The sequence below is a fragment of the uncultured Clostridium sp. genome (genome assembly GCF_947039605.1).
Taxonomy (GTDB): domain Bacteria; phylum Bacillota; class Clostridia; order Clostridiales; family Clostridiaceae; genus Sarcina.
The window spans coordinates 64,305-88,052 of record NZ_CAMQZG010000004.1 but is presented as its reverse complement, the minus strand read 5'-3'; the positions used below and the strand labels follow the sequence as shown (position 1 = coordinate 88,052).

Genomic DNA, 23,748 nt, shown 5'->3' with positions numbered 1-23,748 from the left:
AAATAATTCATAAATTCAAAATTTACTGACTACACATATAAAGAGATTAATTTAAAAAGGATGATTTCAATGCAGGAAAAACTTTTAAAAATTTTATCATCAGTAGTTAATGAGTCAAAGTTAAATGACTTTGAGTCACTAAGTGAGAAAGAGTGGAATGTTATATATGATGAGGCTAGTGCACATTCTATAGAGAGTGTAGTCTATTATGGAATTAAAGAAAATAACATAGATGTAAAAAGCGAAAAGTTTAAGTGTTACAAAAAGGAAGTAGCTTTAGCTAATATTTATCAAAACAGACATCTAGAAGCTATTTTATTAGCTTTAAATAAGTTAAAGGAAAGCGGAGTAGTAGTAATGGTACTAAAAGGCCTTGCTTTAAGAGGGATTTATCCAAAGTCAGAACTTCGTTCAATGTCTGATGCTGATATTTTAGTTAGAGTTGAAGATTTAGATTTAACTTGTGAAGTTTTAAAGAAGTTAGGATATAAAACGTCCACAGAATTTTCAGGTGATGAGTTTAATATAGTATTTGATAATGAAAAAACTAAGATTGAGGTCCATTGGGATTTAGTGAATGATGATTTTTTTTATGGCAAAAATAATTTTGATATAAATGTATGGGAAGAGTCAAAAAATTTAAAGATAAAAGGCGTAGAGTGTTTTGCTTTAGGAAATGAGGATTTAATAGTTCATATATTAATGCATATGATGGTTCATTTGTGCTATATGGGAGTTGGATTAAAGCAAATTTTAGATTTGGCATTTATGATAACTAAAAATCGTGATGAAATTAAATGGGAAGTAGTAACTAGTAAACTTGAAGAAGCAGAAATACTTAAATTTTCATTATATGCTTTCGAGGTTTGTGAAAAGCTTTTTGATATTGAGTTACCGGGGAATGTTAAAATGTTAGTACTAACAAATGAGTTAGATGATAAGAATGTAAATTTATTTATAGAAGATATTTGTAGTAGTAGTATTTTAGGAATTGAACAAGACAGAGAGACTTTTGGTAAAAATTTTGCTTATGATAAAAAAAGTAAAAAGCAAAAAAGTGTATATAGTCAGTTTATGAGAAGTATATTTCCAAAGGCAGATGATATGTCGAGTAAATACAAATATCTAAAAAAAGCTAAAGTGTTAGTTCCTTTTGCATGGACACAAAATATAATTGCAGGACTTTTCCATAAGGATTATTGCTTTAGTGAAAAAAGAAAATTTATAGGGACAATAAAAAAAGCTAAAAAAAGAAGAGAACTTTTGAGCTGTTTAGAGGTTAAATAAAAACAATATAAAAGCACTATTTAAACGAATACTTTAAATAGTGCTTTACTTTAAAATTCAATTTCAATTATAGTTATATTAGGAATGCAACAAAACCTTACAGGAAGACCTGTGCTACCTATACCAGAGTTAACATACAAGGGTAGATTTTTATTTTTGCCAAGTTTATATAAGCCTCTATCATGACTTTCAGCTAGTCCGGTATTTACAATGGTACCGTACAAAGGAATATAAATTTGCCCACCATGACTATGACCTGCAATAGCAAGGTCAATTGGATAATCTATAAATTTTTCAGCAAGGTCTGGTTCATGTAGCATAAGTAAGTTAAAATCATTTTTATCAATATCTATAGTAGTTTTCTCTATATCGTATTTACCTTGAAAAAAATCATCAAGTCCCATTAAGTTTAGTATTTTATTATTTATTTTAATTTTAGTATTTTCATTTCTTAGTAAAGTAAATCCGGCTTCTTTTAAAATTTTAGCATAAGTATATCTATTGCCAGGATAAGAATCATGATTCCCATAAACAGCAAACTTACCAATCTTTGCTTTTATAGTAGCTAGAATTTTATCAGCCTCACCATCATCAATATATCTTTTCATGCTATCAACTAAATCACCAGTGAAAACAACAATATCAGCATCAATAGAGTTGATTTTTTTAACAAGTCTTTTTAAATCATTTAGTTTATAGAATGGTCCAAGATGAACATCTGTAAAGTGAGCTATTTTAACTTTTTCAGTTAACTTAATATTGTTTTTTTTAATATTTATATATTTTTTTATAAGTAATTTTCTTTCAATTAAAGTGGAATATGCGATTCCAGCTAGTGCTATTAATATTAAGATACTAGTTTTCATTTATTTACTCCTTAAAATAGTATATCTAATATTATATATAAAAAAGATGGACTATAAGTTAAAAAAATCTGATATTTTAAAATTAAGCTAGTGGTAAATATAAAATAGGAAAATACATAACATATTAATAAGTTATGAATATAATATATAAATAAGTTATTTTATGTTATTAAATAGGAGGTAAGCAGGTGCAAAAAAAAGTTATAGGAATAACTGCAAACGTTGTTTCAGATATTGATGTTCCATACTTTGATCATTGTAAAATAATAAGAGTTTTTACTGATTATTCAGATTCTGTTATTAGGGCAGGAGCTATTCCAATTATAATTCCATTTACTACAAATAAGGATATTCTAGATGAATATATAAAACTTGTAGATGGACTTATAATAACAGGGGGATATGATGTAGAACCAATTAGATATAATGAAGAGCCTCATGAAAAATTAGAAGGGATTTCTCCAGAGAGGGATGAATATGAATTTTATCTTGTGGAGAAAGCAGGTGAGAAAAAGATACCGTTACTTGGGATTTGTAGAGGTCATCAGGTTATTAATGTAGCACATGGTGGAACTTTATATCAGGATATTTCACTTGTAAATGGAGCAAACTTAAAGCATAGACAGCAAGGATTATGTCATTTTCCAACTCATAGCATAGATATTAAGGAAAATACCATGCTATATGAAATTTTAGGTTCAAACTCAATGGTAAATTCATTTCATCACTTAGCAGTAAAAGACCTTGCAAAGGGATTTATAGTATCAGCTATGTCTAAAGATGGAGTTGTTGAAGCTATTGAAAAGACTGAAGAATCTTTTGTTATGGGAGTTCAGTGGCATCCAGAATGTTTAACACAGCGTAACGAACAGATGTTAAAACTATTTGTTTATTTTATAGAGAAATGTAATTGAAAGTCAGGTTTATATTTTAGGAATGTGTGATGAAAAATGAATTAGACGAAAATATAAAAGACCCGGGGGTTAAGATATGGAAAAAAGCAAAAGAAAAAAAATTGGGATACTAAGTATGATATTACTTGGATTTAACTCAATTGTAGGAACAGGGATATTCCTTTTACCAAACAAAGCAATGAAACTTATGGGAACGGCAAGTCTTGCAGTTATTTTATTTGATGCATTACTTGCGATAAGTATAGCCTTATGTTTTGCAGAGGCAGGGAGTATGTTCAATAAAGGTGGAGGGCCATACCTTTATACAAAAAAGGCATTTGGAGATTTTCCAGCATTTGAAGTTGGAATAATGACATATGCAGTATGTATAATCGCAGCAGCATCAATGGCTGTTGGATTTGCAACCGCACTATCAGTTTTTTGGCCAGCGGCAGCACATGGAATGACAAGAAGTATAATAGTAGTTTCTGTAATAGTAATTCTAACAATAATAAATTTATTAGGAGTTAATTTTACAAAGATTATATTAAATATAGCAACAGTGGGTAAATTAGTACCACTTATATTATTTATAGCTATAGGAATTTTCTTTATAAAGGGTGCTAATTTTACACCTATATTGCCACATAATACATATACTCCAGGGAATTTTGGAGCAGCAGCACTTTTAATATTCTTTGCATTTACAGGATTTGAAAGCTTAGCACTTGGTGCAGAAGATATGGAAAATCCACAAAAGAATATACCAAAAGCAATTATAATAGTAATGATAATAGTAGCATCAGTTTACATGCTAATTCAAATAGTTTCAATTGGAATATTAGGACAAGGTCTTATAAGTGATTTAACACCAGTAAGTACTGCAACAACACAAATTGTAGGTTCATTTGGAGGAGACTTTATAAGTCTTGGAATTCTTGTTTCAATAATAGGAATAAATGTAGCGCAATCATTTTATACACCAAGAATAGCAGCAAGTCTTGCAAATGATAAGTTGCTTCCAAAATCTATGGGGAAACTTAGTAAAAGAGGGGTTCCTTATATAGGAATTATAGTAAGTGCAATAATTACAATACCAATAGCACTATCAGGTTCATTTACAGAACTTGCAGTTATAAGTTCAATATCAAGATTTGCACAGTATCTGCCAACTTGCATAGCAATTCTTGTTTTAAGAAGAAAGAAAGAATTTAATGGTACTTTTAGAATACCATTTGGGCCAGTAATTCCTATTATAGCAGCGGTAGTAAGTATTTGGCTTGTACTCCAATCAAGTTTGAAAAATATAGTATGGGGACTTGGAGCACTTGTAATTGCAATTCCTTTATACTTTATAATGAAATTTTTAAATAAAAAAGATAATAAAGAAGCTAATAATTAAAAAACAAAAAACCATCAATGGGGGAATCCAATTGATGGTTTTTTTCTAATTAATAAAGAATATAATAGCTGTTATAAAATGTTATAAAAATTACTAATAATAAATATTATTAGTTCATATCGTATGATTGCTCAAAGAAGTCAACTTTTTCATCTCTTGAAGTTAAGAATGAAACGATAGAAACAACCCCTACTAATAATCCAACTGTTAAAATAGCCATAATAATTTACCCCCTAAAATTTAATTTTTAAAAAATCTATATATTTATAATTTATATTTAAATTGTTTTTCTTTATCTTATAATTTAATTATACGGCATAAAAATTACAAAAAGATTTCATTTAAATTAAAGAAAAATTTTTAATTCATAAGAATTTATTACAAAATTTTATGTAATCGTTAAAATTATAGAGAAAAACAATTAAATTAATAAAATATGAATAGCATTAAAAATAATTAGCAACAAAAAAGTTAAAGACAATTATAAAAGCCAGTAATTTATAAAAATTACTGGCTTTTTAGGATATTTATTATTTTTGGTAAATTAATGTAAGATTAGCATTATTAGATAAAACTACTTTATTTAATGCTGTTGTATTATCAAGTTTAATATCTTGAGTATTTCCTGAATAACTAAGTTCCCATTTAGCAGTTGATGAATTTGGACTATCCTCTAATGATATTAGATATGTGTTACCATTTTCAGTTTTAAATTGTGGATTAAAGAGTTGATAATTCTTTTGTAAAAAATCAGCAACATTTTTAGAATTAGTAGTCATCTTAAAATTACTCAATAGAGTAGTATTAGTAATTTTATTTTCTACTGAAACAGTTATATTAGAAGTATCTTTACTTTTCTTTTCAAATTTTTTATGTACAACAACAGCACCACCCGCAACTGCGATTATTAGTAGTACAATTATTAGCTTAATATGTTTTCTCATATTTTTTGTCCCTCCGAATTTTAAGTCTCTGTTTATAGAATATTGGAGTTAGAGAAAAAAAGAAAGAAGGAAATTAATTAAGTTTAATTACAAAATAATTAAAATATATAATTGACAACTATAATAGGGCTATGCAATAATTAGTTAGTCGACTAAGTAGTTGACTAACTAAGTGAGGTGAGAAAAATTTATAGTAAAGAAGATCAAGAATTATATGATGAATTAAGAAGAATGATGAAAGGACACTTTAGAAAGAGTAGAGCAGTCCTAGAAAAATATAATTTATATGCAGGGCAACCACCTTTATTATTTTTACTGATGAAGGAGGAAGGGCGAAGACAAAAGGATATTGCAAAAGCTCTTAATATACAAGCAGCAACAGTAACTGTTACGGTTAAAAGATTAGAAAAAGCTGGCTTTGTAGAAAAAAGAGAAGATGAAAAAGATAAAAGGATTTCTAGGTTATATCTTACAGACCAAGGAAGAGATGCATGTATAAATGTTAGGGAAGCTATGGATAATATTAATATGAAAGCTTTTAATGTACTAACAGAAGATGAAAAGATTGTATTTAGAAATCTTACTAAAAAAATTAATAACTGTGCAGAAAATGAAAAATAAAACATAAGACAAGGATGGTGAAATATGCTTAAATTATACAAGCATTTAAAACCTTATACTAGTCTTCTGATTTTGATATTAATACTTTTAGGTGTTCAAGTAGCAACTAGTTTATGGTTGCCAACTTTAATGGCTGATATAGTTGATAAAGGTATCATCAAAGGTGATACAAGCTATATTGTAAGTGTTGGTGGGAAAATGCTTATTGTTACTGTAATTGGTATGATAGCAATGATAATAGCAACTTTCTTTATATCAAAAGTCGGAATTGGCTTTGCAAGGGATTTAAGATCAAAATTATTTAAAAGAGTAGAAAGTTTTTCACAAGCGGATATAGATAAAATAGGAATAGCATCACTTACTACTAGAACTACAAATGATATTACACAAGTTTCAACAGTTACAATAACTATTCTAAGAATGATGGTAACAGCACCAATTATGATGGTTGGTGGAGTAATTATGGCTATTGATAAAAGTCCAAAACTTTCAATAGTATTAGCTTTCTCAGTACCAATTCTTATAATTGTTATTGCAGTGATTGGAAGTAAGGGTGTACCTTTATTTAAATCAATACAAAGTAAACTTGATAAAGTAAATCTTGTAATGAGAGAAAAACTTAATGGAATAAGAGTTATAAGAGCTTTTAATAAAAGTGAATTTGAAAGTGTTAAATTTAATGCGGCAAATAAAGATTTAACAGATACATCAATAAAAGTAAACAAGCTTATGGGTTCATTGCAACCAGTACTTATGCTTATATTAAATCTTACAACAGTCGCACTTGTTTGGATTGGTGCTATAAAGATTAATGATGGGTCAGTTCAAATTGGTGACTTAATGGCAATAATTCAATATGCTATGCAAATAATGTTCTCACTTATCATGATGGCAATGATGTTTGTTATGATTCCAAGAGGAGCAGCATCAGCAAAAAGAATTAATGAAGTATTTGATATAGAACCATCTATAAAAGATGATGTTAAGGTAAATAGTATGAGGGCAGAAAAAGGAAGTATCGAATTTAAAGATGTAGCATTTGCTTATGAAGGTGCAGAAGCGCCAGTTCTTAGTGATATTTCATTTGCTGTAAATTCAGGAGAAACACTTTCAATAATTGGTGGGACAGGTTCAGGTAAATCTACACTTGTAAGCCTTATACCAAGACTTTATGATATTACATCAGGTGAGATATTATTAAATGGCGTAAATATAAAAGATGTTTCACAAGAAGAACTTAGAGAGAATATAGGATATGTACCTCAAAAAGCAATATTATTTAGTGGAACAATAGAAGAAAATATTAGATATGGTAAAGAAGATGCAACTGATGAAGAGGTTAAACATGCAGCACAGATTGCACAAGCTTCAGAGTTTATAGTAAACATGGAGAATGAATATAAGCATGAAATTTCTCAGGGTGGTACAAATGTTTCAGGTGGTCAAAAACAAAGACTTTCAATAGCGAGAGCTTTAGTTAGAAAACCATCAGTTTATGTGTTTGATGATAGTTTCTCTGCATTAGATTTTAAAACAGATGCAAAACTTAGAGCAGGACTTAAAGATGAAACTAAGGACTCAGCAGTTATTGTTGTAACTCAAAGAATTAGTTCAGCTAAAGATTCAGATAAAATTATAGTTTTAGATGAAGGTAGAATAGCTGGAATGGGAACACACAAAGAACTTGCTAAAAATTGTCCATTATATAAAGAGATTGCATTATCTCAACTTTCAAAGGAGGAGATGGAAAATGAGTTCAACTAAGGATAATAAACAACCAAAATCATCGGCATCTCCATTTGGTGGAAGAGGTAAAGGAATGGCTGGTGGACCAACAGCTAAAGCTAAAGATTTTAAAGGAACAATGAAAAGATTATTTAGCTATCTTAAAGATTTTAAAGTTAGAATGATAGTTATATTTATACTAGCTATTCTTGCAACAATATTTAGTGTTGTAAGCCCAAAAATTCTCGGAATGGCAATCACTAAAATTGGTGATGGAGTAATGGAGAAGTATAAGGGAGTACCAAATGCTTCAGTAGATTTTCATTATGTATTTTGGATATTAGTAATACTAGCCTCATTATTTGTACTTAGTTCAGTATTCTTATTTGCACAAAAGTATGTTATGGCTTCAGTTGCACAAAAGACAGTATTCAAACTAAGAAAAGAAGTTGAAGATAAACTTAATAACTTGCCACTTAAATACTTTGACTCACATTCAAAAGGTGATTTACTTAGTAGAGTTACAAATGACCTTGAAAATATAGGTTCAACACTTCAACAAAGTTTAAATGAACTTATAACATCATTAATCACAGTAATAGGTGTGGCTATAATGATGTTTACTATAAATATATGGCTTGCACTTGTTTGTCTTATAGTTATTCCTATAGGAATATTTGGGATAAAACCTATAATGAAAAGATCACAAAAGCATTTTGTGGCACAACAAAGAGAAATAGGTAAAATTAATGGTCATATAGAAGAAGTTTATTCAGGGCACAAAGTAATTAAATCATTTAATAGAGAGACAGCTTCTATAAAAGAGCTTGAAGAGATGAATGATAGACTTTATGACTGTGGATGGAGAGCACAATTTGTATCAGGTATAATAATGCCATTCATGAGATTTGTAAGTAATATAAGTTATGTTGCAATTGCAGTTCTTGGTGGGATATTTGTAACTAAAGGTTATATAACTCTTGGAGATATACAAGCTTTTATCAGATATGTAAATCAATTTACACAACCAATGAGTCAAGTTGCAAATATAATGAACGTACTTCAATCAACAGCAGCTTCAGCAGAGAGAGTTTTTGAAATTCTTGATGAAAAAGAAGAGGTTAAAGAAGTAGAGAATCCAATTAAACTTGAAACTGTAAAAGGAAATGTTACATTTGAAAATGTTGAATTTGGATATACAAAAGAGAAAACTCTTATTACAAACATGAATATAGAAGCAAAATCAGGTCAAACAATTGCTATAGTTGGCCCAACGGGGGCAGGTAAAACAACACTTATAAATCTTTTAATGAGATTTTATGATGTAAACTCTGGTTCAATAAAAATTGATGGAGTTGATATCAATGAAATGACAAGAAAAGATTTAAGAAGCACATTTGGAATGGTTCTTCAGGATACATGGTTATTTAATGGAACAATAAGAGATAATATTGCCTATGGAGTAGATAATGCTACATTTGAAGAAGTAGTTTCAGCAGCAAAAGCTGCTCATGCAGACCACTTTATCAGAACACTTGCAGATGGTTATGATACTATCTTAAATGAAGAAGCATCAAATATTTCACAAGGACAAAAACAACTTCTAACAATAGCTAGAGCGATACTTGCAGACCCATCAATATTAATACTTGATGAAGCAACAAGTAGTGTAGATACAAGAACAGAAGTATTCATACAAAATGCAATGAATAAGCTAATGGAAGGAAGAACAAGTTTTGTAATAGCACATAGACTATCAACAATCAAAGATGCTGATATAATTCTTGTAATGAAAGACGGTAATGTAATTGAAAGTGGAAACCATAATGACCTTATAGAAGCTAAAGGTTTCTATGAAGATTTATACAATAGTCAATTTGCAGAAGATATGCCAGCTTAGTAAATAATACTATCTATAATAAAATAGTCACTATTTTGCCATAAGCAATTATTATAATTGCGTTATAGATATATTATTTAAATTTTGAAAGAAGGTGGATTCTATGATAACTCTTTTCTGGATTATGGTGGGAGTTCTTTTATATAATCTAGTTTTAAAACCAATTGTGGAAAAAGCATTTTTCACAAAATAATATTAACAAGTTAAACGTAAGACACCACAATTAGAGAAATCTGATTGTGGTGTTTTTGCTATAAAAATTACTTTATCAATAAAAATTATGTAATCCTATAAAAATGTGTAAAAAAATGGTAAAATTATTTTATGTAAATATTTTCAAGGGGGGAGAGTTTTATGTTAAATAATAAAGTAAAACTAATAATATTAGCAGCAATATCATCTTCAGTATTAATGGTAGGATGTGGATCAACAGAAAATGAAGAAAAAGTAGAAGAAAAGAAAGCTACAATGACCATGGAAGACTTACTAGATAAAGAAAAGAATATACTTGTTGATAAAGAGGGGGATAAGTATTTATATTTAACAAACAATAATGAACTATGTTTATGGGATGAGAGTGATAATGAAGTTCAAGTTATAGATAAAGAAGAAAATGAAAATTATGATATAGCATTTGCAGATATATTTGGAAATAAGATAGCATACAAAAAAATCACAGCAGATGGAACAACAGGTGTACAAGGTTATAACTATGGAACTTTTGTAGGCGAACTTGATGAGTCAGGTAAATATGTAGCAAATACAAGTTTTGTATCAGAAAAAGGAATACTTGAAGGTTATATTATAGATGGAAATAGATTAGTAGTATCATATGATAGCAAAAATGATGATAAAAATACTAGTGTAATATTATATGAATTTGGATTCGATTATGGATTTGAATTGTTTAATTCAGATAATTATTTTCATAACTTACATCTAGCTAATAATCTTTTAGTATTTAATATAGGAGAAACAACAACATCAGAGGATGACAAAAAAGATGTTGAAGTTAAAAATGACACATATGTAATAAATATAGAAGGAATAGATAGAGCGGATGTACTTACAGAAAATATGGTTACTAAAATAGAAGATATAAAAAATCCTTTAGTATATGGTGAAAAAATATATGGATTAACAAGCTTAGAAAATGGAAGTGAAGATTTAATAGAATATGATATGGTAACAAAAGAGAAAAAAGTTATCATATCAGGAGAAGAGTATTCAATAGAACCTAACTCAACTACGTATATACTAGGAGAAAATTTATATATATCAGGATATAATTATGCAAATAAATCATTTGTAGGTTCAGTTAACTTAGCAGATGGAAAATACACACCAACAAAGTTTGAAGATAAAGTATTAATCAGAAAAGAGTTTGATGATAGTCTTCTTATAGAAAAAATGACAAATGATAACTATGATAATCCAGAAACAATATATGAAATAATGAAAGTTGAAGTGAGTAAAGAAGTAAAAGAAGCAGATTCAGATGAACAAAAAAAAGAGGCAGAATAAATTTAAATAAAAAACTCCTATTGAGTGATTCAAGCTCAATAGGAGTTTTTTCTATACCAAAGTTAATATCTAATACCTACACTTGGCATTAGAACAAAAGGAGATTTTTTAGATTAAGGTATTATTGATTCAAGATAAAGGAGTATAGTGAAATACCCACCACTTAGCCTAAAGACTTGAAGTCGGGGCTTCGTATAATCCTGTCTAACCATATAGGTAATTATTTTACAGACTATCAGTTTCCAACGCTATGGGTTTTTTTAGGAGAACCCTTTCCGTATTTCCTACGGTACTGCAAGCTTAAGACTTGCTTTTGGAAACCTATAATTATATTATATCCAAGCTTGAATTATTAATACATGGGAATTATTTACGTTTAGCTAAAGCTACATCGATTCATCTCACCACCTGTAGAGATGGGAGAATTCTCTCAAATTTTAGTTAAAACTTTAGATACCTTAACCACAGTAACTTAATTTAGTTATAAATTAGTATAACTAGATTATGGTCAAAAGAATTTTTTTTATACAGTAAAATATTAAATTAATTTTAATATAAAAAAATTAATGATTTTAAAAAAACAATCGTTTAAATTAACATATTTATGAAAAATAAATGATAATATAAATCTTAATTGAGAATGGTATTTCAATGAAAAAATAAGAAAAAATTAAAAAAAATTAAAGAATAAGAAAAAATTAGTAATAAAGAATAAGAAATAGCTAATAAATTACATAAATAATATATAGTTATATAAAAAAATAGCAATAATACTAAATTTACTATTTAAAATTAATATTGTAATATTAATGAAAACACTGTGACAATTTAACATAGCATAGTTAACGAAGGAGGAAAAAAATGCATATACCAGATAATTATTTAAGTCCATCAACATGTGCAGTTATGGGAGCTGTTATGATACCAATATGGGTTATTTCAGCAAAAAAAGTAAAAAAAGAATTAAGTAAAAAGAAAATACCACTACTTGGTGTTTTTGCAGCATTTTCATTTTTAATAATGATGTTCAATGTTCCAACACCAGGGGGGACAAGTGCGCATGCAGTTGGGACAGCCCTGACCGCAATTATTTTAGGGCCGTATGCAGCAGTAATATCAACCTCAATAGCATTATTAATACAAGCACTATTCTTTGGTGATGGTGGAGTTTTAGCATATGGAGCTAATGCATTTAATATGGCAGCAGTTATGGCTTTCTCAAGTTATTTTATATTTAATTTCTTGAAAAATAGAATAAAAAGTTCTAAAGGTGAAAAAATAGGTGCATTCATTGCAGGATACATAGCACTGAATTTAGCTGCTTTTTCTGCATCATTAGAACTTGGAATACAACCAATATTATTCCACAACGCTGCAGGGCAAGCATTATATTGCCCATATCCATTTAGTGTTTCAATTCCAGCAATGATGTCAGCTCATGCAATTATTGGAATCGTTGAGGGAATAGTTACAGTAGCAGTATATTCATACATAAAAAAAGCATCAGATGATACTATCTATGCAAATGAAATAAAAGGTACAAAGAAAATTTACAAAGGATTAATTGGATTATTAGTAGCAATGATAATTATAGTGCCAATAGGATTATTTGCAGCAAGCAGATCAGCTTGGGGAGAATGGGATTCTTCAGCATTAAAAGCAATGATTGGGTATGTTCCAAAAGGTATGAAATCAGGAGTCGATTATCAAGCAATTGGCTCAGGATATGGCTTTGCAGGGATGGGGACTATACCAGGATATATTCTATCAGGGGTAATAGGAGTAGTTCTTTTAGTAATTTTATTTAAAATACTAGCAAGTCTTAAAAAAGATGAGCCAGTAAATTTTGATTAATTAGGATTAGTCCTATTCAGCAATTTTGGTGGATAGGGCTAATTTACTAAAATAAAAGGTGGTAATGAGAATTGGATGATAAAGATTGGCTTTTTAAAAAAGAAGAATACAACCTTGAAAAAGATAATGATAGCTTTATAGATAAAACTATTATCCACTTTATGGGGTTAATAGGTAGAATTAAAAGAGATGACCAAAAAGAAACTGGACTTTTGTATGAGATAAATCCAATGCTTAAATTAATTTCAACAATTGTATTAATTGCATTTTTATCAATGTCGAAAGAACCTTTATATACATATTTAATAGCAGCATATTTTTTAGTGTCACTTGCAACATTAAATGGAGAGATACTTAAAAGAATAGTTTTATTAAGCATAATAGTTCCTATTCTTACACTTATAATTTTGATACCCTCTATGATTATGGGGAATATATACAACAGTTTGATGATTGTTTTCAAAATTATGATAACTTTAATAGGTGTAAATATTTTATCTAATACTACAGCGTGGCATGATATTACAAAGGCTTTTAAAATATTATTTATATCAGATATTTTTATATTAGTTTTTGATATAACAATTAGATATATATTTTTATTAGGAGAATTTTCTTTAGAAATGTTATATGCGCTTAAATTAAGGTCTGTTGGAAAAAATAAAAATAAAGTTAAAGCCGTAACTAACATAATGGGAAATTTATTTTTCAAAACTAAATCAATGGGCGAAGATATGTATTCAGCAATGGAATGTAGAGGATTCACAGGCGAATATGTTTCTTATAAAAAGTTTAGATTTACTTTAAAAGATGCTATATATCTAATAATAACAATTGCAATAATAGTAATATTTTTTATTTATTAGAAAAATAGCAGTAATAAAATAGAGCTTAAAATAAGGAGAACTTACATGATTAAAATGGAAAAAGTATGTTTTGCATACAAAGATACAATTGCCCTTAAAAATATAGATTTAGAAATAGAAGCTGGAGAAGGAATTGCATTAATTGGAGCAAATGGTAGTGGGAAATCAACATTATTAAAATTAATCAATGGAGTTGTAAATCCAACAAAGGGTAAATACATTTTTGATGGTGAAGAAATAAATGAAAAATTTTTAAATAACAGTAAAAATGCTAAGAAGTTTCATCAAAAAGTTGGATTTGTATTTCAAAATTCAGATGCACAATTATTTAACTCTACTGTTTATGATGAAATTGCCTTTGGTCCAAGACAAATGGGTTATTCAGAAGATATTGTTGAAAAACGAGTAATGGATTGTTTAGACCTTTTAGGAATAGAGAAATTAAAAGATAGACAGCCATATAATTTAAGTGGTGGTGAAAAGAAAAAAGTTGCAATGGCAAGTGTGCTTTCTTTAAATCCAGATGTTTTAGTATTAGATGAGCCGATGAATGAAATTGATCCGAAAGGAAAACGTTTCTTAAGAGATTTTTTAATAAAGCTCAGAGAAAGTGGTAAAACAATTATATGTTCAACACATGAATTTGCATATGTTGAGGGAGTATTTAATAGAGTTGTTGTATTCTCAGAAAATCATGAAATCATAAGAGATGGTGAATATCATGAAGTGTTAGAGGATAAAGAGTTTTTAATAAATAATAATATTTTATAATTTAAAAATTAAAGAATAGTAAAAATTTTGAATGATGATTTTAGCAGTGAGCTAGAATCATCTATTTTTATGAACTAAAATAAGGCAGAGACTTAATAAAGTATCTATAAAAAAGCCTTTATTTTAAATGAAAAGTTATAATTTTAAAATAATACCGAGAGTATAAAAAAATTATGAATTTTATACTTAAATGTTTTTTTGTATGCAAAATATATTATAAAGATTTAATTTATATATATAAATTTTTAATTATTTGTAATAGTAGTTGACTAAAAAAAAAAAAGTAGAATTTTTAATAACAATTTAGTGTGGTAGAATTTTGGTGAAAAGTTTAATAAAAGCTTAAAGCAAAATTAGTTAAACTTTCAAGATGAATTTATTTTGAGGAGTGTTGAGACATGGAGACAAGAAATATAAAAGAAATACATAGTAATGTGGAATATCAATTAGACAAAATACAAAATATGTTAGAAAATGTTGCAAGTGAAATATTAAATTGGGATGCATGGATTGAATTTGAAAATAAAAAAGTATGTTTAAATAAAGAATATTATTCACTTGTAGTGAATTCATTATATTTATTAAATAGTAATATAGATCATTTAATACCAATCAGAGAAATACTAGAAGATTATAAAGATATATATGCATATGAAGGTTTTAATTGGAGAGTTCCAAAATTTGAAGATTTAGAGCCATTATTTAAAACAGATTTTAATTATCCAAACGCAATTAACAGAAATCAAATGAGATTTAAACATGGATGTAGAGGATACTTACTTTGTGATGACCATGGAATGACTAAAAGATATAGAGTAGAAAGTCCAAGATTATGGGCGGGCCCAGCTGCTGTATTCCCATTCTTGAAGTTAGAAGAATTATCATTTAATGGAATAGTAAAATTTATTTTAAGTAATGATCTTAAACCACATGGGTTTAAATTAATTAAAGAACTTGAAACACTAATAGAATTTAATGCTGCTTACCCAGTAATTGAAGATGAAAATGGACTATGTGTAGATAGAGAAGCAGTGCGTAAAGATATTAAAAATGAAGAGTTAACTTATGAATTCAAAAATGATATAGAAGAAATCAAATTAGATAACTTAGAGTTTGATAAAAGAAGAGCAGATATAGAAGTATATGATGAAAAAATGTTATTTGATGTTAATAGAGGAAGTTGGGATTTATGGGAAAGTATAGAGTACGACAAACTAGATACAGAAGTTAATATCAATTTAGAAGAAACTCTTATAGCAAGAAATCCACGTTCAGATATAAAGAAAAATGGAGTAGTCGGAATTGACTTTGGTACAAAAAGTACAGTTGTTGTCTACCAAGAAAAAGGAAACTATTCTGTTCCAATGAGAATTGGTGCTGGAGATTATAAAAGTAAAGTAGAAGCATATCAATATGAAAATCCAACAGTTATGGAATTTGTTGACTTTGAAAGTTTCATGAAATTATATGAGGGTAAAGAAGGAAGACCAAAAACTAAATGGAGTGACCTGACTGTATCACACACAGCTAGAAATAAGATGCTAACTAGTAATAGTGAAGAATATTATTCATTCTTTAGTGAATTAAAACAATGGTGTGGAAATAGTGATACAAAAGTAAGAATAAAAGATAAAACAGGTTTAGAAATTGAACTACCTCCATTTATGCAATTAAAAGAAGATGATTTTAATCCAATAGAAATATACGCATATTATATAGGTGCATATATTAATAACATGCATACAGGTGTATATATGGATTATAGCTTATCATTCCCGGTTACTTATGAGTGGGATATTAGAGAGAAAATACTTGATTCATTTAGAAAAGGAATTCAAAAATCACTACCTAAATGCTTAAACACTAATGAAGAATTTATGAAAGATTTTAGTGTTGAAGAAGGAGCAAATGAGCCAGCTGCATATGCAATATCAGCAATGAAAGCATATGGATTTAATCCAAAAGCAGATGAAGAAATTTACTATGGAGTCTTTGATTTTGGTGGTGGAACTACTGACTTTGATTTTGGTGTGTGGAGAAAAGCTACACCTAAAAAAGAAGAAAGATTTGACTATGTAATTGAACACTTTGGTGCAGGTGGAGATAGATACTTAGGAGGAGAGAATTTACTAGAACTATTATCTTTTGAAGTATTTAAAGATAATGCTGACTTATTAAGAGAAAATAGTATAGCATTTATATTACCACCAGAAGTTAGAGCTTTCCCAGGTTCAGAAATGTTAATATCAGAATCTAAGGAAGCAAGACTTAACACTAGACAATTAATGGAAAGACTAAGACCTATTACAGAAGCACATGATGATTATAAAGCTTTATATAGTGAACATGAGATAGAAGTTCATCTTTATAGAAATCAAGATGGTAAGTTAGTTACATTAAAATTAAAAGTTAATTTAGATGAGATTGAAGAAAAACTTAGCTCAAGAATTGAAAAAGGAGTAAAAGACTTCTTTGAGGCATTATCAGACTTAAGAGATGATAATAAAATACCAACAGATGCTAAAATGAATATTTTATTTGCAGGAAACTCAAGTAAATCAGAACGTTTAAAAATATTATTTGGTAAATATATGAGAGAACATAATACTATAAATAATTTTGAAGTATTCCCAGGACTTGGTACAAAGGATGCATATACAAAGCAAGAAGAATTAGGTTTAGAAGTAGATAGAACTAATTTAGAACTGCCTAATAGTAAAACAGGTGTAGCATTTGGACTTGTAGAAAGTAGACGTGGGGGAGTTATCAAAGTAATAAATAAAGAAGCTAAGTGTAAATTCTTCCTAGGGGTTGAAAAACTAGGTAAATTTAATTTAGTTATTGATAAGAAAATAGAACTTGGAAAATGGTTTAAATTCATAGATGCTTCTGTTGATAAATTTGAGATTTATTATACTACACTTGCTGAATCTAAAACTGGAAAATTATTAATAGATGATGTAGATCGTACTAGAGTAACAATAGATGTTATTAGTGAACGCGCAAATGTTTACATTAGAGCTTTATCATTTAATAAAATAGAATACGTTGTATCATATCCAGAAGATTTAGAAAAAGAAGAATATTTAACAGAAGTTAAAAATATAACTTTAGTCTAAAAATAAAAAAGTTAATTTTGTTATTAAAATGAAATTAACTTTTTTGGATTTATACATTAAAATTATATTTATGCATCATGATATGCTATCTGTAAATGGCTTTTTTAAACGGATTTATGCCTTTTAGTGTGAATAGAAAATAATTTTATTCACTTTGAATCAAATATGAAAAAATATACTATATTTAATACTAATACAAATTATTACCATATAAAAGTGCTATATTGGCAAGAATAGTACCTATAATTTATAAAACATTAAAAAAAATGAAAAAACTTTAATCAAATATAATAATATCAACTAATTATTTAAACTGTGGTAGTAATTATTAAAAATTTTTTAATTTTACATGAATTTTTTTAAAAATATATCATTATTTTTAAAAAAAGAAGCAAAACACAAATTTGACGGTAAAAGGAAAAAGTTATAAATTATAACTACCGGCAAAGTATTTAACTAAGTTGGTAAATTACATTAAGAAAATCATGTTTAATGATTTCTTATGAAATATACATATAAAAGGAGGAGTAATCATGAAGTTTACTTTAAGAGAGCAAGAAAGATTAATGATGGTTGTTGCCGCTGATCTTGCAAACAGAAGAAGAGACAGAGGTTTAAAACTTAACTATCCAGAGAGTGTTGCTGTAATAACAGATTTCCTTATGGAAGGTGCTAGAGACGGAGTAAGTGTTGAAACACTTATGTCAACAGGTAGAAATGTAATTTCATCAGATGAAGTTATGGCAGGTGTTCCAGAAATGATACATGCTATTCAAATAGAAGCTACATTCCCAGATGGAACTAAGCTTGTAACAGTTCACGACCCAATAAGATAATTTTAAAAGGAGGTTTACGATTATGATACCAGGAGAATACAAATTAGCAGAAGGTAAAGTTTTAATGAATGAAGGTTCAGAAACTATAAGCCTAAGAGTTGTCAATACAGGTGATAGACCAGTTCAAATTGGTTCACACTACCACTTCTATGAAGTAAATACAGGATTAGAATTTGATAGAGAAGCAGCTTATGGAAAGAGATTAGACATTCCATCAGGAACAGCTGTAAGATTTGAGCCAGGTGATGAGAAAGAAGTTCAATTAATCGAAATGACTGGAAGCAGAAATGTTTACGGATTAAATGATAAAGTTAACGGAAACTTAGATTACCAAAGAGAATTAAGATTAAAATAATAAATAAAGATAAATAGGAGGTTAATACTATGAGTTTTGAAATGAATAGAAAATCATACGTAGATATGTTTGGACCTACAGTTGGAGATAGCTTCAGATTAGGAGATACAAACTTATTCGCAACAATAGAAAAAGACTTAACTAAGCACGGAGACGAGGCAAAGTTTGGTGGTGGAAAAACACTTAGAGCTGGTATGGGAATGAACATAACAGAATCAAGAAATAATCCATTAGTAGCTGACTTAATAATATCAGGAGCTACAATTATAGATTATACAGGAGTTTATAAAGCTGATATCGGTATTAGAGATGGAAAAATCCTTGCTATTGGTAAAGGTGGAAATCCAGATCTTATGGATGATGTAGATTTCATCGTTGGTGTTGCTACAGAAGCTTTAGCTGGAGAAGGATTTATAATCACTGCTGGTGGAATAGATTCACACGTTCACATGATCAACCCTGATTTAATTAAGGTTGCTTTACAAGGTGGAATAACAACAATATTTGGTGGAGGAACAGGCCCTAATGATGGATCAAATGCTGTTACAGCTACACCAGGACCACTTCATATCAAAGAAATGTTAAGAGCACATGATAGTTTCCCAATAAACGTTGGTATATTAGGAAAAGCTGCTGCTTATACAGAAGCTCCAGGAGCTGAGCAAATAGAAGCTGGTGCTGCTGGACTTAAAATACATGAAGACTGGGGTGCTACTGCAGGATGTATCGATAAAGCACTAGAAATAGCTGATAAGTATGATATTCAAGTATCAATACACACAGATACATTAAATGAGTGTGGATTCTTAGAAAATACTATGGAAGCTATTGATGGAAGGGTTATACATACATTCCATACAGAAGGTGCTGGTGGAGGTCATGCTCCTGATATTATCAAGGCTGCACAATACGACTATGTATTACCATCATCAACAAGCCCAACACTTCCATACACAGTGAACACAATTGCTGAGCACTTAGATATGCTTATGGTTTGTCACCACTTAGATAATAAAATTCCTGAGGACGTAGCTTTTGCTGACTCAAGAATCAGACACCAAACAATCGAAGCTGAAGATGTTCTTCACGATATGGGTGTTATTAGTATGACAAGTTCAGATGCTATCGCAATGGGTAGAATTGGTGAAGTTATTACTAGAACATGGCAAGTAGCTCACCATATGAAAAATCACAGAGGAGTATTAGAAGGAGATAGTGAATTTAACGATAATAACAGAATTAAAAGATATGTTGCTAAATATACAATCAACCCAGCTATAACTCAAGGTATTTCAGATTATATCGGTTCAGTTGAAGTAGGCAAATATGCTGACTTAGTAATGTGGACACCACAATTCTTTGGAGCTAAACCAGAAGCTATAATCAAAAAAGGATTAACAGTTATGGCAGTTTCAGGAGATGCTAACGCATCAATTCCAACAGTTCAGCCAAGAGTACTTAGAGATATGTACTATGCTACTGGAAAAGGACCTGGAGATACATGTATGACATTCGTATCAAAAGTTGCTTATGAAAATGGAATTAAAGAAGAGTTAAAACTTGATAAGCAAGTATTACCAGTTCATGGTGTAAGAAACTTATCTAAAAAAGATATGAAACTTAATGATGCAACTCCTACAATAGAAGTTGATCCTCAAAGTTATGTAGTTTCAGTAGATGGCGTTGCAGTTACATGTTCACCAGCTACAGAATTACCATTAACACAAAGATACTTCTTATTCTAATTTAGTAAGATAAATAACATTTATAATATCTAGCATAGTTTACTATGCTAGATATTTATTAAAATAGGATAATGATATAAGAAAATAAATAATAAATAATTTAATTATTATTTAATATAGTAAGTCTTGAATGGAAAAGATTTATTTTAGTAAATGTCTGATAATACAAAAGTGTTAGGAGAAATAATATGATATTAGATAAAGTATTAGGAAATATTTATGATAAACATACTCATGATCATAATCACGAAGATGAGAAAGATAATCATGTTCATGAACACAATCATGAAGAAAGCAATCATAATCATGACCATAAATTACATATAGAAAAAATATATTTAAAAAGTGATGAATTACTTAAAAGAATAAATAGAGTAATGTCAGATCATGGACATGAATTTGGTATTTCTTTACCAAAGAGTACAGTTTTAAGAGATGGGGATATACTTTTAAAAACAGAGAAAAACATGGTTGTTATCGCTGTAAAATCAGATGATGTCCTTATAATAAAACCTACTAATCTAACAGACATGGGGAAAATTGCGCATAGCTTAGGAAATAGACACCTTCCAGCTCAATTTAGAGATGGAATGATGATTTTAGAATATGATAATCTAGTTGAAGATTTATTAAAAGAAGAAGCTATTCCATATTCAAGAGAGAATGTTACATTAGAAAAAGCATTTAGACATGTAGAGTTTGGGCACAAACATGTATAGTTTAGATACAGTAGAAATCTTAAGAATGCTTCAATTATGTGATTCACAATTCCCCGTTGGATCATTTAACCACTCATATGGTATGGAAAATTACTTAAGAACAGAAAAAATTAATGATGCAAAATCATTAAATAGTTGGTTAAAAGCCTTTTTAAAAGATTCATTTGCACAAACAGATGCGTTAGCAATAAGATTTGTATTTGAAGCTTTAGAAAAAAATGAATTAGAAGAAATATGGACATTAGATACATGGATGGCAGTTCAGAGTATTCCAAGAGAAACTAGAACTGGAGCTAAACTTGTAGCAAGAAGAATGTGTGAACTTCTATTAGACTTATATGACAATGATATTTTAGTAGAATATCAAAGAAAATTAAAAAGTAAAGAAGCATATGGACATCCTGCTATAGCATTTGCAATAATGATGCATAGTTTAGAGATACCTTTAAAAAGAGCTATCATGTATCATATGTATGCAACAGTTTCAACACTTGTGCAAAATGCAGTAAGAACAATTCCTCTTGGCCAAAAAGATGGACAGGTAATACTGAAAGAATTTGCAGATGGATTTGAACAATTCTATACATATATAGAGACATTAACAGAAGAAGACTTTGGAGCAAATGTTCCAGGAATTGAAATGTCACAAATTAAACATGAAACACAAATATTTAGATTATTTATGAGTTAGATATTATTTATTTTTAAAAGCGAAAGGAGTGTCTTAATATGAGACCAGTAGTAATAGGAGTAGGTGGACCAGTAGGTGCTGGAAAAACTTTATTAATAGAAAGACTAACAAGAAGCATGGATGGGGATTATAAATGTGCAGTTATCACTAATGATATTTACACAAAAGAAGATGCTAAATTCATGGTTAAGAACTCAGTATTACCAGAAGAGAGAATTGTTGGTGTTGAGACTGGCGGATGCCCTCATACAGCAATAAGAGAAGATGCTTCAATGAACTTTGCAGCTATAGAAGAATTAAAGAATAACTTTGATGATTTAGATCTTATATTTGTAGAGAGTGGTGGAGATAACCTTGCAGCTACATTTAGTCCAGATTTAGTTGATTTTTCAATGTATATAATTGATGTTGCTCAAGGTGAAAAGATACCAAGAAAAGCTGGACAAGGTATGATTAAGAGTGATTTATTTGTTATAAACAAAATAGATTTAGCTCCATATGTTGGTGCAGATCTTGAAGTAATGAGAAAAGATACTATGGTATTTAGAAATGAAGATAGTTTCATATTTACAAACCTTAAGCAAGATGCAGGAATTGAGCAAGTTAAATCTTGGGTACAAAAGAAATGTCTTTTAGAAGGGATTGCTGAATAATGTTTAAAGAAGTAAACGAAAAAGAATATGCAGCTAATTCAGAACTTGTTATAGGAAAAAAAGGTGAAAAATATGCAACAGAAGTAGCTTACTTTACTGGTATAGCAAAGTTAGCTAGAGCACTATATTTAGATACAGATGGAGTTCCATGTTATTATTTAATGCAACTTGGTGGTGGCTATGTTGAGAAAGAGAAGTTTAGAACTGCAATAGGCGTTAAAGATAATGCTAGAGCGGTTGTAACAACTCAAGCAGCTACTAAAGTTTATAAGTGTGAAAATGGACACCCATCATATCAAGAAAATGAAGTCTATGTTGGAGAAAATGCTTCTCTTGAGTATATAACTGATAATGTTATTTTATTTAAAGATGCTATGTTTAGACAAGAGACAACTATAAATTTAAAAGAGACTTCAAGTTTAGTTTATACTGAAGGTCTTACATCAGGATGGTCTCCAGACGGGAAGAGATTCCAGTATAAGGCTATACAGATGAGATTAAAGATGTTTATTGATGGTAAACCAGCTATGCTTGATAACCTTAAGTTAAATCCAAGAGAAGATGATATGTCTTCAATAGGATTCTTAGAAGAATATAATAATTATAGCTCACTAATAATGGTTGATAAGTTAGTTAATGACAATTTTATAGAGATATTAAGAGAAAAGATAAAAGACTTAAATCTTGATATAAGAGCTGGAATTACTAAATTAGAATGCAATGGATTAGTTTTAAGAGTTATGGGAAATTTAACTCAAGATTTAGAGAAAGCAATGTTTGCTTGTATAAATCACCTAAGAAGTGAAAAATTCGGTGCGAATGAATTACAATTAGGCAAACGATAGTATATGATTTTTTAATAATTTGTATAAAAAAAATGAAATTATCCAATAAAACATTAAAATTTGAATAAAATGTGAAAAATGTTGAAAAATGTTGAAAATTTCATTAAATTATTGTAAAATTATCAATGTTAA

20 protein-coding genes are annotated in these 23,748 nt (G+C 29.0%); 18 read left to right on the top strand and 2 right to left on the bottom strand.

Annotation, left to right across the window (positions count from 1 at the left end):
* Positions 1–69: 69 nt before the first annotated feature.
* Complete coding sequence (locus Q0V24_RS02900; protein WP_297518584.1) at positions 70–1,287, top strand: nucleotidyltransferase family protein; 1,218 nt, start codon at positions 70–72, stop codon at positions 1,285–1,287.
* 50 nt (positions 1,288–1,337) lie between these two features.
* On the opposite strand, the gene Q0V24_RS02895 is transcribed toward Q0V24_RS02900, so the two are convergent.
* Positions 1,338–2,153 carry a metallophosphoesterase gene (locus Q0V24_RS02895; protein ID WP_297518583.1) on the bottom strand — a complete coding sequence of 272 codons (816 nt, stop codon included), beginning with the start codon at positions 2,151–2,153 and terminating at the stop codon, positions 1,338–1,340.
* 188 nt (positions 2,154–2,341) lie between these two features.
* On the opposite strand from Q0V24_RS02895, the gene Q0V24_RS02890 reads away from it, so the two are divergent.
* Together Q0V24_RS02890 and Q0V24_RS02885 are read left to right on the top strand one after the other, a co-directional pair.
* On the top strand, positions 2,342–3,067 hold the full coding sequence (locus tag Q0V24_RS02890) for a gamma-glutamyl-gamma-aminobutyrate hydrolase family protein (RefSeq protein WP_297518582.1): 726 nt from the start codon (positions 2,342–2,344) through the stop codon (positions 3,065–3,067).
* Between the two features lie 76 nt (positions 3,068–3,143).
* Entirely contained in the window at positions 3,144–4,448 is a 1,305-nt protein-coding gene (locus Q0V24_RS02885) for an APC family permease (protein WP_297518581.1), read from the top strand.
* Between the two features lie 530 nt (positions 4,449–4,978).
* On the opposite strand, the gene Q0V24_RS02880 is transcribed toward Q0V24_RS02885, so the two are convergent.
* Entirely contained in the window at positions 4,979–5,392 is a 414-nt protein-coding gene (locus tag Q0V24_RS02880) for a hypothetical protein (protein WP_297518580.1), read from the bottom strand.
* A gap of 177 nt (positions 5,393–5,569) precedes the next feature.
* On the opposite strand from Q0V24_RS02880, the gene Q0V24_RS02875 reads away from it, so the two are divergent.
* The 15 genes from Q0V24_RS02875 (at position 5,570) to Q0V24_RS02805 (ending at position 23,616) form a co-directional block, all read left to right on the top strand.
* Entirely contained in the window at positions 5,570–6,013 is a 444-nt protein-coding gene (locus Q0V24_RS02875; RefSeq protein ID WP_297518579.1) for a MarR family transcriptional regulator, read from the top strand.
* Between the two features lie 24 nt (positions 6,014–6,037).
* Positions 6,038–7,777 carry an ABC transporter ATP-binding protein gene (locus tag Q0V24_RS02870; RefSeq protein ID WP_297518578.1) on the top strand — a complete coding sequence of 580 codons (1,740 nt, stop codon included), beginning with the start codon at positions 6,038–6,040 and terminating at the stop codon, positions 7,775–7,777.
* A gap of 55 nt (positions 7,778–7,832) precedes the next feature.
* Positions 7,833–9,638 (top strand): ABC transporter ATP-binding protein, encoded by a 1,806-nt coding sequence (locus Q0V24_RS02865; protein WP_297518602.1) that lies wholly within the window; start codon positions 7,833–7,835, stop codon positions 9,636–9,638.
* A gap of 354 nt (positions 9,639–9,992) precedes the next feature.
* On the top strand, positions 9,993–11,162 hold the full coding sequence (locus Q0V24_RS02860) for a hypothetical protein (RefSeq protein ID WP_297518577.1): 1,170 nt from the start codon (positions 9,993–9,995) through the stop codon (positions 11,160–11,162).
* An 861-nt stretch (positions 11,163–12,023) separates the two neighbouring features.
* Complete coding sequence (gene cbiM / locus Q0V24_RS02855; RefSeq protein ID WP_297518576.1) at positions 12,024–13,016, top strand: cobalt transporter CbiM; 993 nt, start codon at positions 12,024–12,026, stop codon at positions 13,014–13,016.
* A gap of 71 nt (positions 13,017–13,087) precedes the next feature.
* Positions 13,088–13,882 carry an energy-coupling factor transporter transmembrane component T gene (locus Q0V24_RS02850; RefSeq protein WP_297518575.1) on the top strand — a complete coding sequence of 265 codons (795 nt, stop codon included), beginning with the start codon at positions 13,088–13,090 and terminating at the stop codon, positions 13,880–13,882.
* 45 nt (positions 13,883–13,927) lie between these two features.
* Positions 13,928–14,653: an ABC transporter ATP-binding protein gene (locus Q0V24_RS02845; protein ID WP_297518574.1), complete on the top strand. Its 726-nt coding sequence runs from the start codon at positions 13,928–13,930 to the stop codon at positions 14,651–14,653.
* 398 nt (positions 14,654–15,051) lie between these two features.
* Positions 15,052–17,772: a hypothetical protein gene (locus Q0V24_RS02840; protein ID WP_297518573.1), complete on the top strand. Its 2,721-nt coding sequence runs from the start codon at positions 15,052–15,054 to the stop codon at positions 17,770–17,772.
* Positions 17,773–18,305: 533 nt separating this feature from the next.
* On the top strand, positions 18,306–18,608 hold the full coding sequence (locus tag Q0V24_RS02835; protein ID WP_297518572.1) for an urease subunit gamma: 303 nt from the start codon (positions 18,306–18,308) through the stop codon (positions 18,606–18,608).
* Positions 18,609–18,630: 22 nt separating this feature from the next.
* Positions 18,631–18,963 carry an urease subunit beta gene (locus Q0V24_RS02830; RefSeq protein ID WP_297518571.1) on the top strand — a complete coding sequence of 111 codons (333 nt, stop codon included), beginning with the start codon at positions 18,631–18,633 and terminating at the stop codon, positions 18,961–18,963.
* 29 nt (positions 18,964–18,992) lie between these two features.
* Positions 18,993–20,708 carry an urease subunit alpha gene (ureC, locus tag Q0V24_RS02825; protein WP_297518570.1) on the top strand — a complete coding sequence of 572 codons (1,716 nt, stop codon included), beginning with the start codon at positions 18,993–18,995 and terminating at the stop codon, positions 20,706–20,708.
* 188 nt (positions 20,709–20,896) lie between these two features.
* The gene (locus tag Q0V24_RS02820) at positions 20,897–21,427 is read left to right on the top strand and encodes an urease accessory protein UreE (protein WP_297518569.1); all 531 of its coding nucleotides are present in this window, start codon (positions 20,897–20,899) and stop codon (positions 21,425–21,427) included.
* Entirely contained in the window at positions 21,420–22,118 is a 699-nt protein-coding gene (locus Q0V24_RS02815; protein ID WP_297518567.1) for an urease accessory protein UreF, read from the top strand. The genes Q0V24_RS02820 and Q0V24_RS02815 overlap by 8 nt, the downstream gene beginning before the upstream one ends.
* Before the next feature lie 38 nt (positions 22,119–22,156).
* A complete protein-coding gene (ureG, locus tag Q0V24_RS02810) occupies positions 22,157–22,771 on the top strand; it encodes an urease accessory protein UreG (RefSeq protein WP_297518565.1) in 615 nt (204 codons plus the stop codon).
* Positions 22,771–23,616, top strand: coding sequence for an urease accessory protein UreD (locus tag Q0V24_RS02805; RefSeq protein WP_297518563.1), 846 nt, complete (start codon positions 22,771–22,773; stop codon positions 23,614–23,616). The genes ureG and Q0V24_RS02805 overlap by 1 nt, the downstream gene beginning before the upstream one ends.
* Positions 23,617–23,748 lie beyond the last annotated feature (132 nt).

Coding starts and splice junctions, on each gene's coding strand:
- Q0V24_RS02900 (WP_297518584.1), top strand. CDS start 70: ATGCAGGAAAAACTTTTAAAAATTTTATCATCAGTAGTTAATGAGTCA.
- Q0V24_RS02895 (WP_297518583.1), bottom strand. CDS start 2,153: ATGAAAACTAGTATCTTAATATTAATAGCACTAGCTGGAATCGCATAT.
- Q0V24_RS02885 (WP_297518581.1), top strand. CDS start 3,144: ATGGAAAAAAGCAAAAGAAAAAAAATTGGGATACTAAGTATGATATTA.
- Q0V24_RS02880 (WP_297518580.1), bottom strand. CDS start 5,392: ATGAGAAAACATATTAAGCTAATAATTGTACTACTAATAATCGCAGTT.
- Q0V24_RS02870 (WP_297518578.1), top strand. CDS start 6,038: ATGCTTAAATTATACAAGCATTTAAAACCTTATACTAGTCTTCTGATT.
- Q0V24_RS02865 (WP_297518602.1), top strand. CDS start 7,833: ATGGCTGGTGGACCAACAGCTAAAGCTAAAGATTTTAAAGGAACAATG.
- Q0V24_RS02860 (WP_297518577.1), top strand. CDS start 9,993: ATGTTAAATAATAAAGTAAAACTAATAATATTAGCAGCAATATCATCT.
- cbiM (WP_297518576.1), top strand. CDS start 12,024: ATGCATATACCAGATAATTATTTAAGTCCATCAACATGTGCAGTTATG.
- Q0V24_RS02845 (WP_297518574.1), top strand. CDS start 13,928: ATGATTAAAATGGAAAAAGTATGTTTTGCATACAAAGATACAATTGCC.
- Q0V24_RS02840 (WP_297518573.1), top strand. CDS start 15,052: ATGGAGACAAGAAATATAAAAGAAATACATAGTAATGTGGAATATCAA.
- Q0V24_RS02835 (WP_297518572.1), top strand. CDS start 18,306: ATGAAGTTTACTTTAAGAGAGCAAGAAAGATTAATGATGGTTGTTGCC.
- Q0V24_RS02830 (WP_297518571.1), top strand. CDS start 18,631: ATGATACCAGGAGAATACAAATTAGCAGAAGGTAAAGTTTTAATGAAT.
- ureC (WP_297518570.1), top strand. CDS start 18,993: ATGAGTTTTGAAATGAATAGAAAATCATACGTAGATATGTTTGGACCT.
- Q0V24_RS02820 (WP_297518569.1), top strand. CDS start 20,897: ATGATATTAGATAAAGTATTAGGAAATATTTATGATAAACATACTCAT.
- Q0V24_RS02815 (WP_297518567.1), top strand. CDS start 21,420: ATGTATAGTTTAGATACAGTAGAAATCTTAAGAATGCTTCAATTATGT.
- ureG (WP_297518565.1), top strand. CDS start 22,157: ATGAGACCAGTAGTAATAGGAGTAGGTGGACCAGTAGGTGCTGGAAAA.
- Q0V24_RS02805 (WP_297518563.1), top strand. CDS start 22,771: ATGTTTAAAGAAGTAAACGAAAAAGAATATGCAGCTAATTCAGAACTT.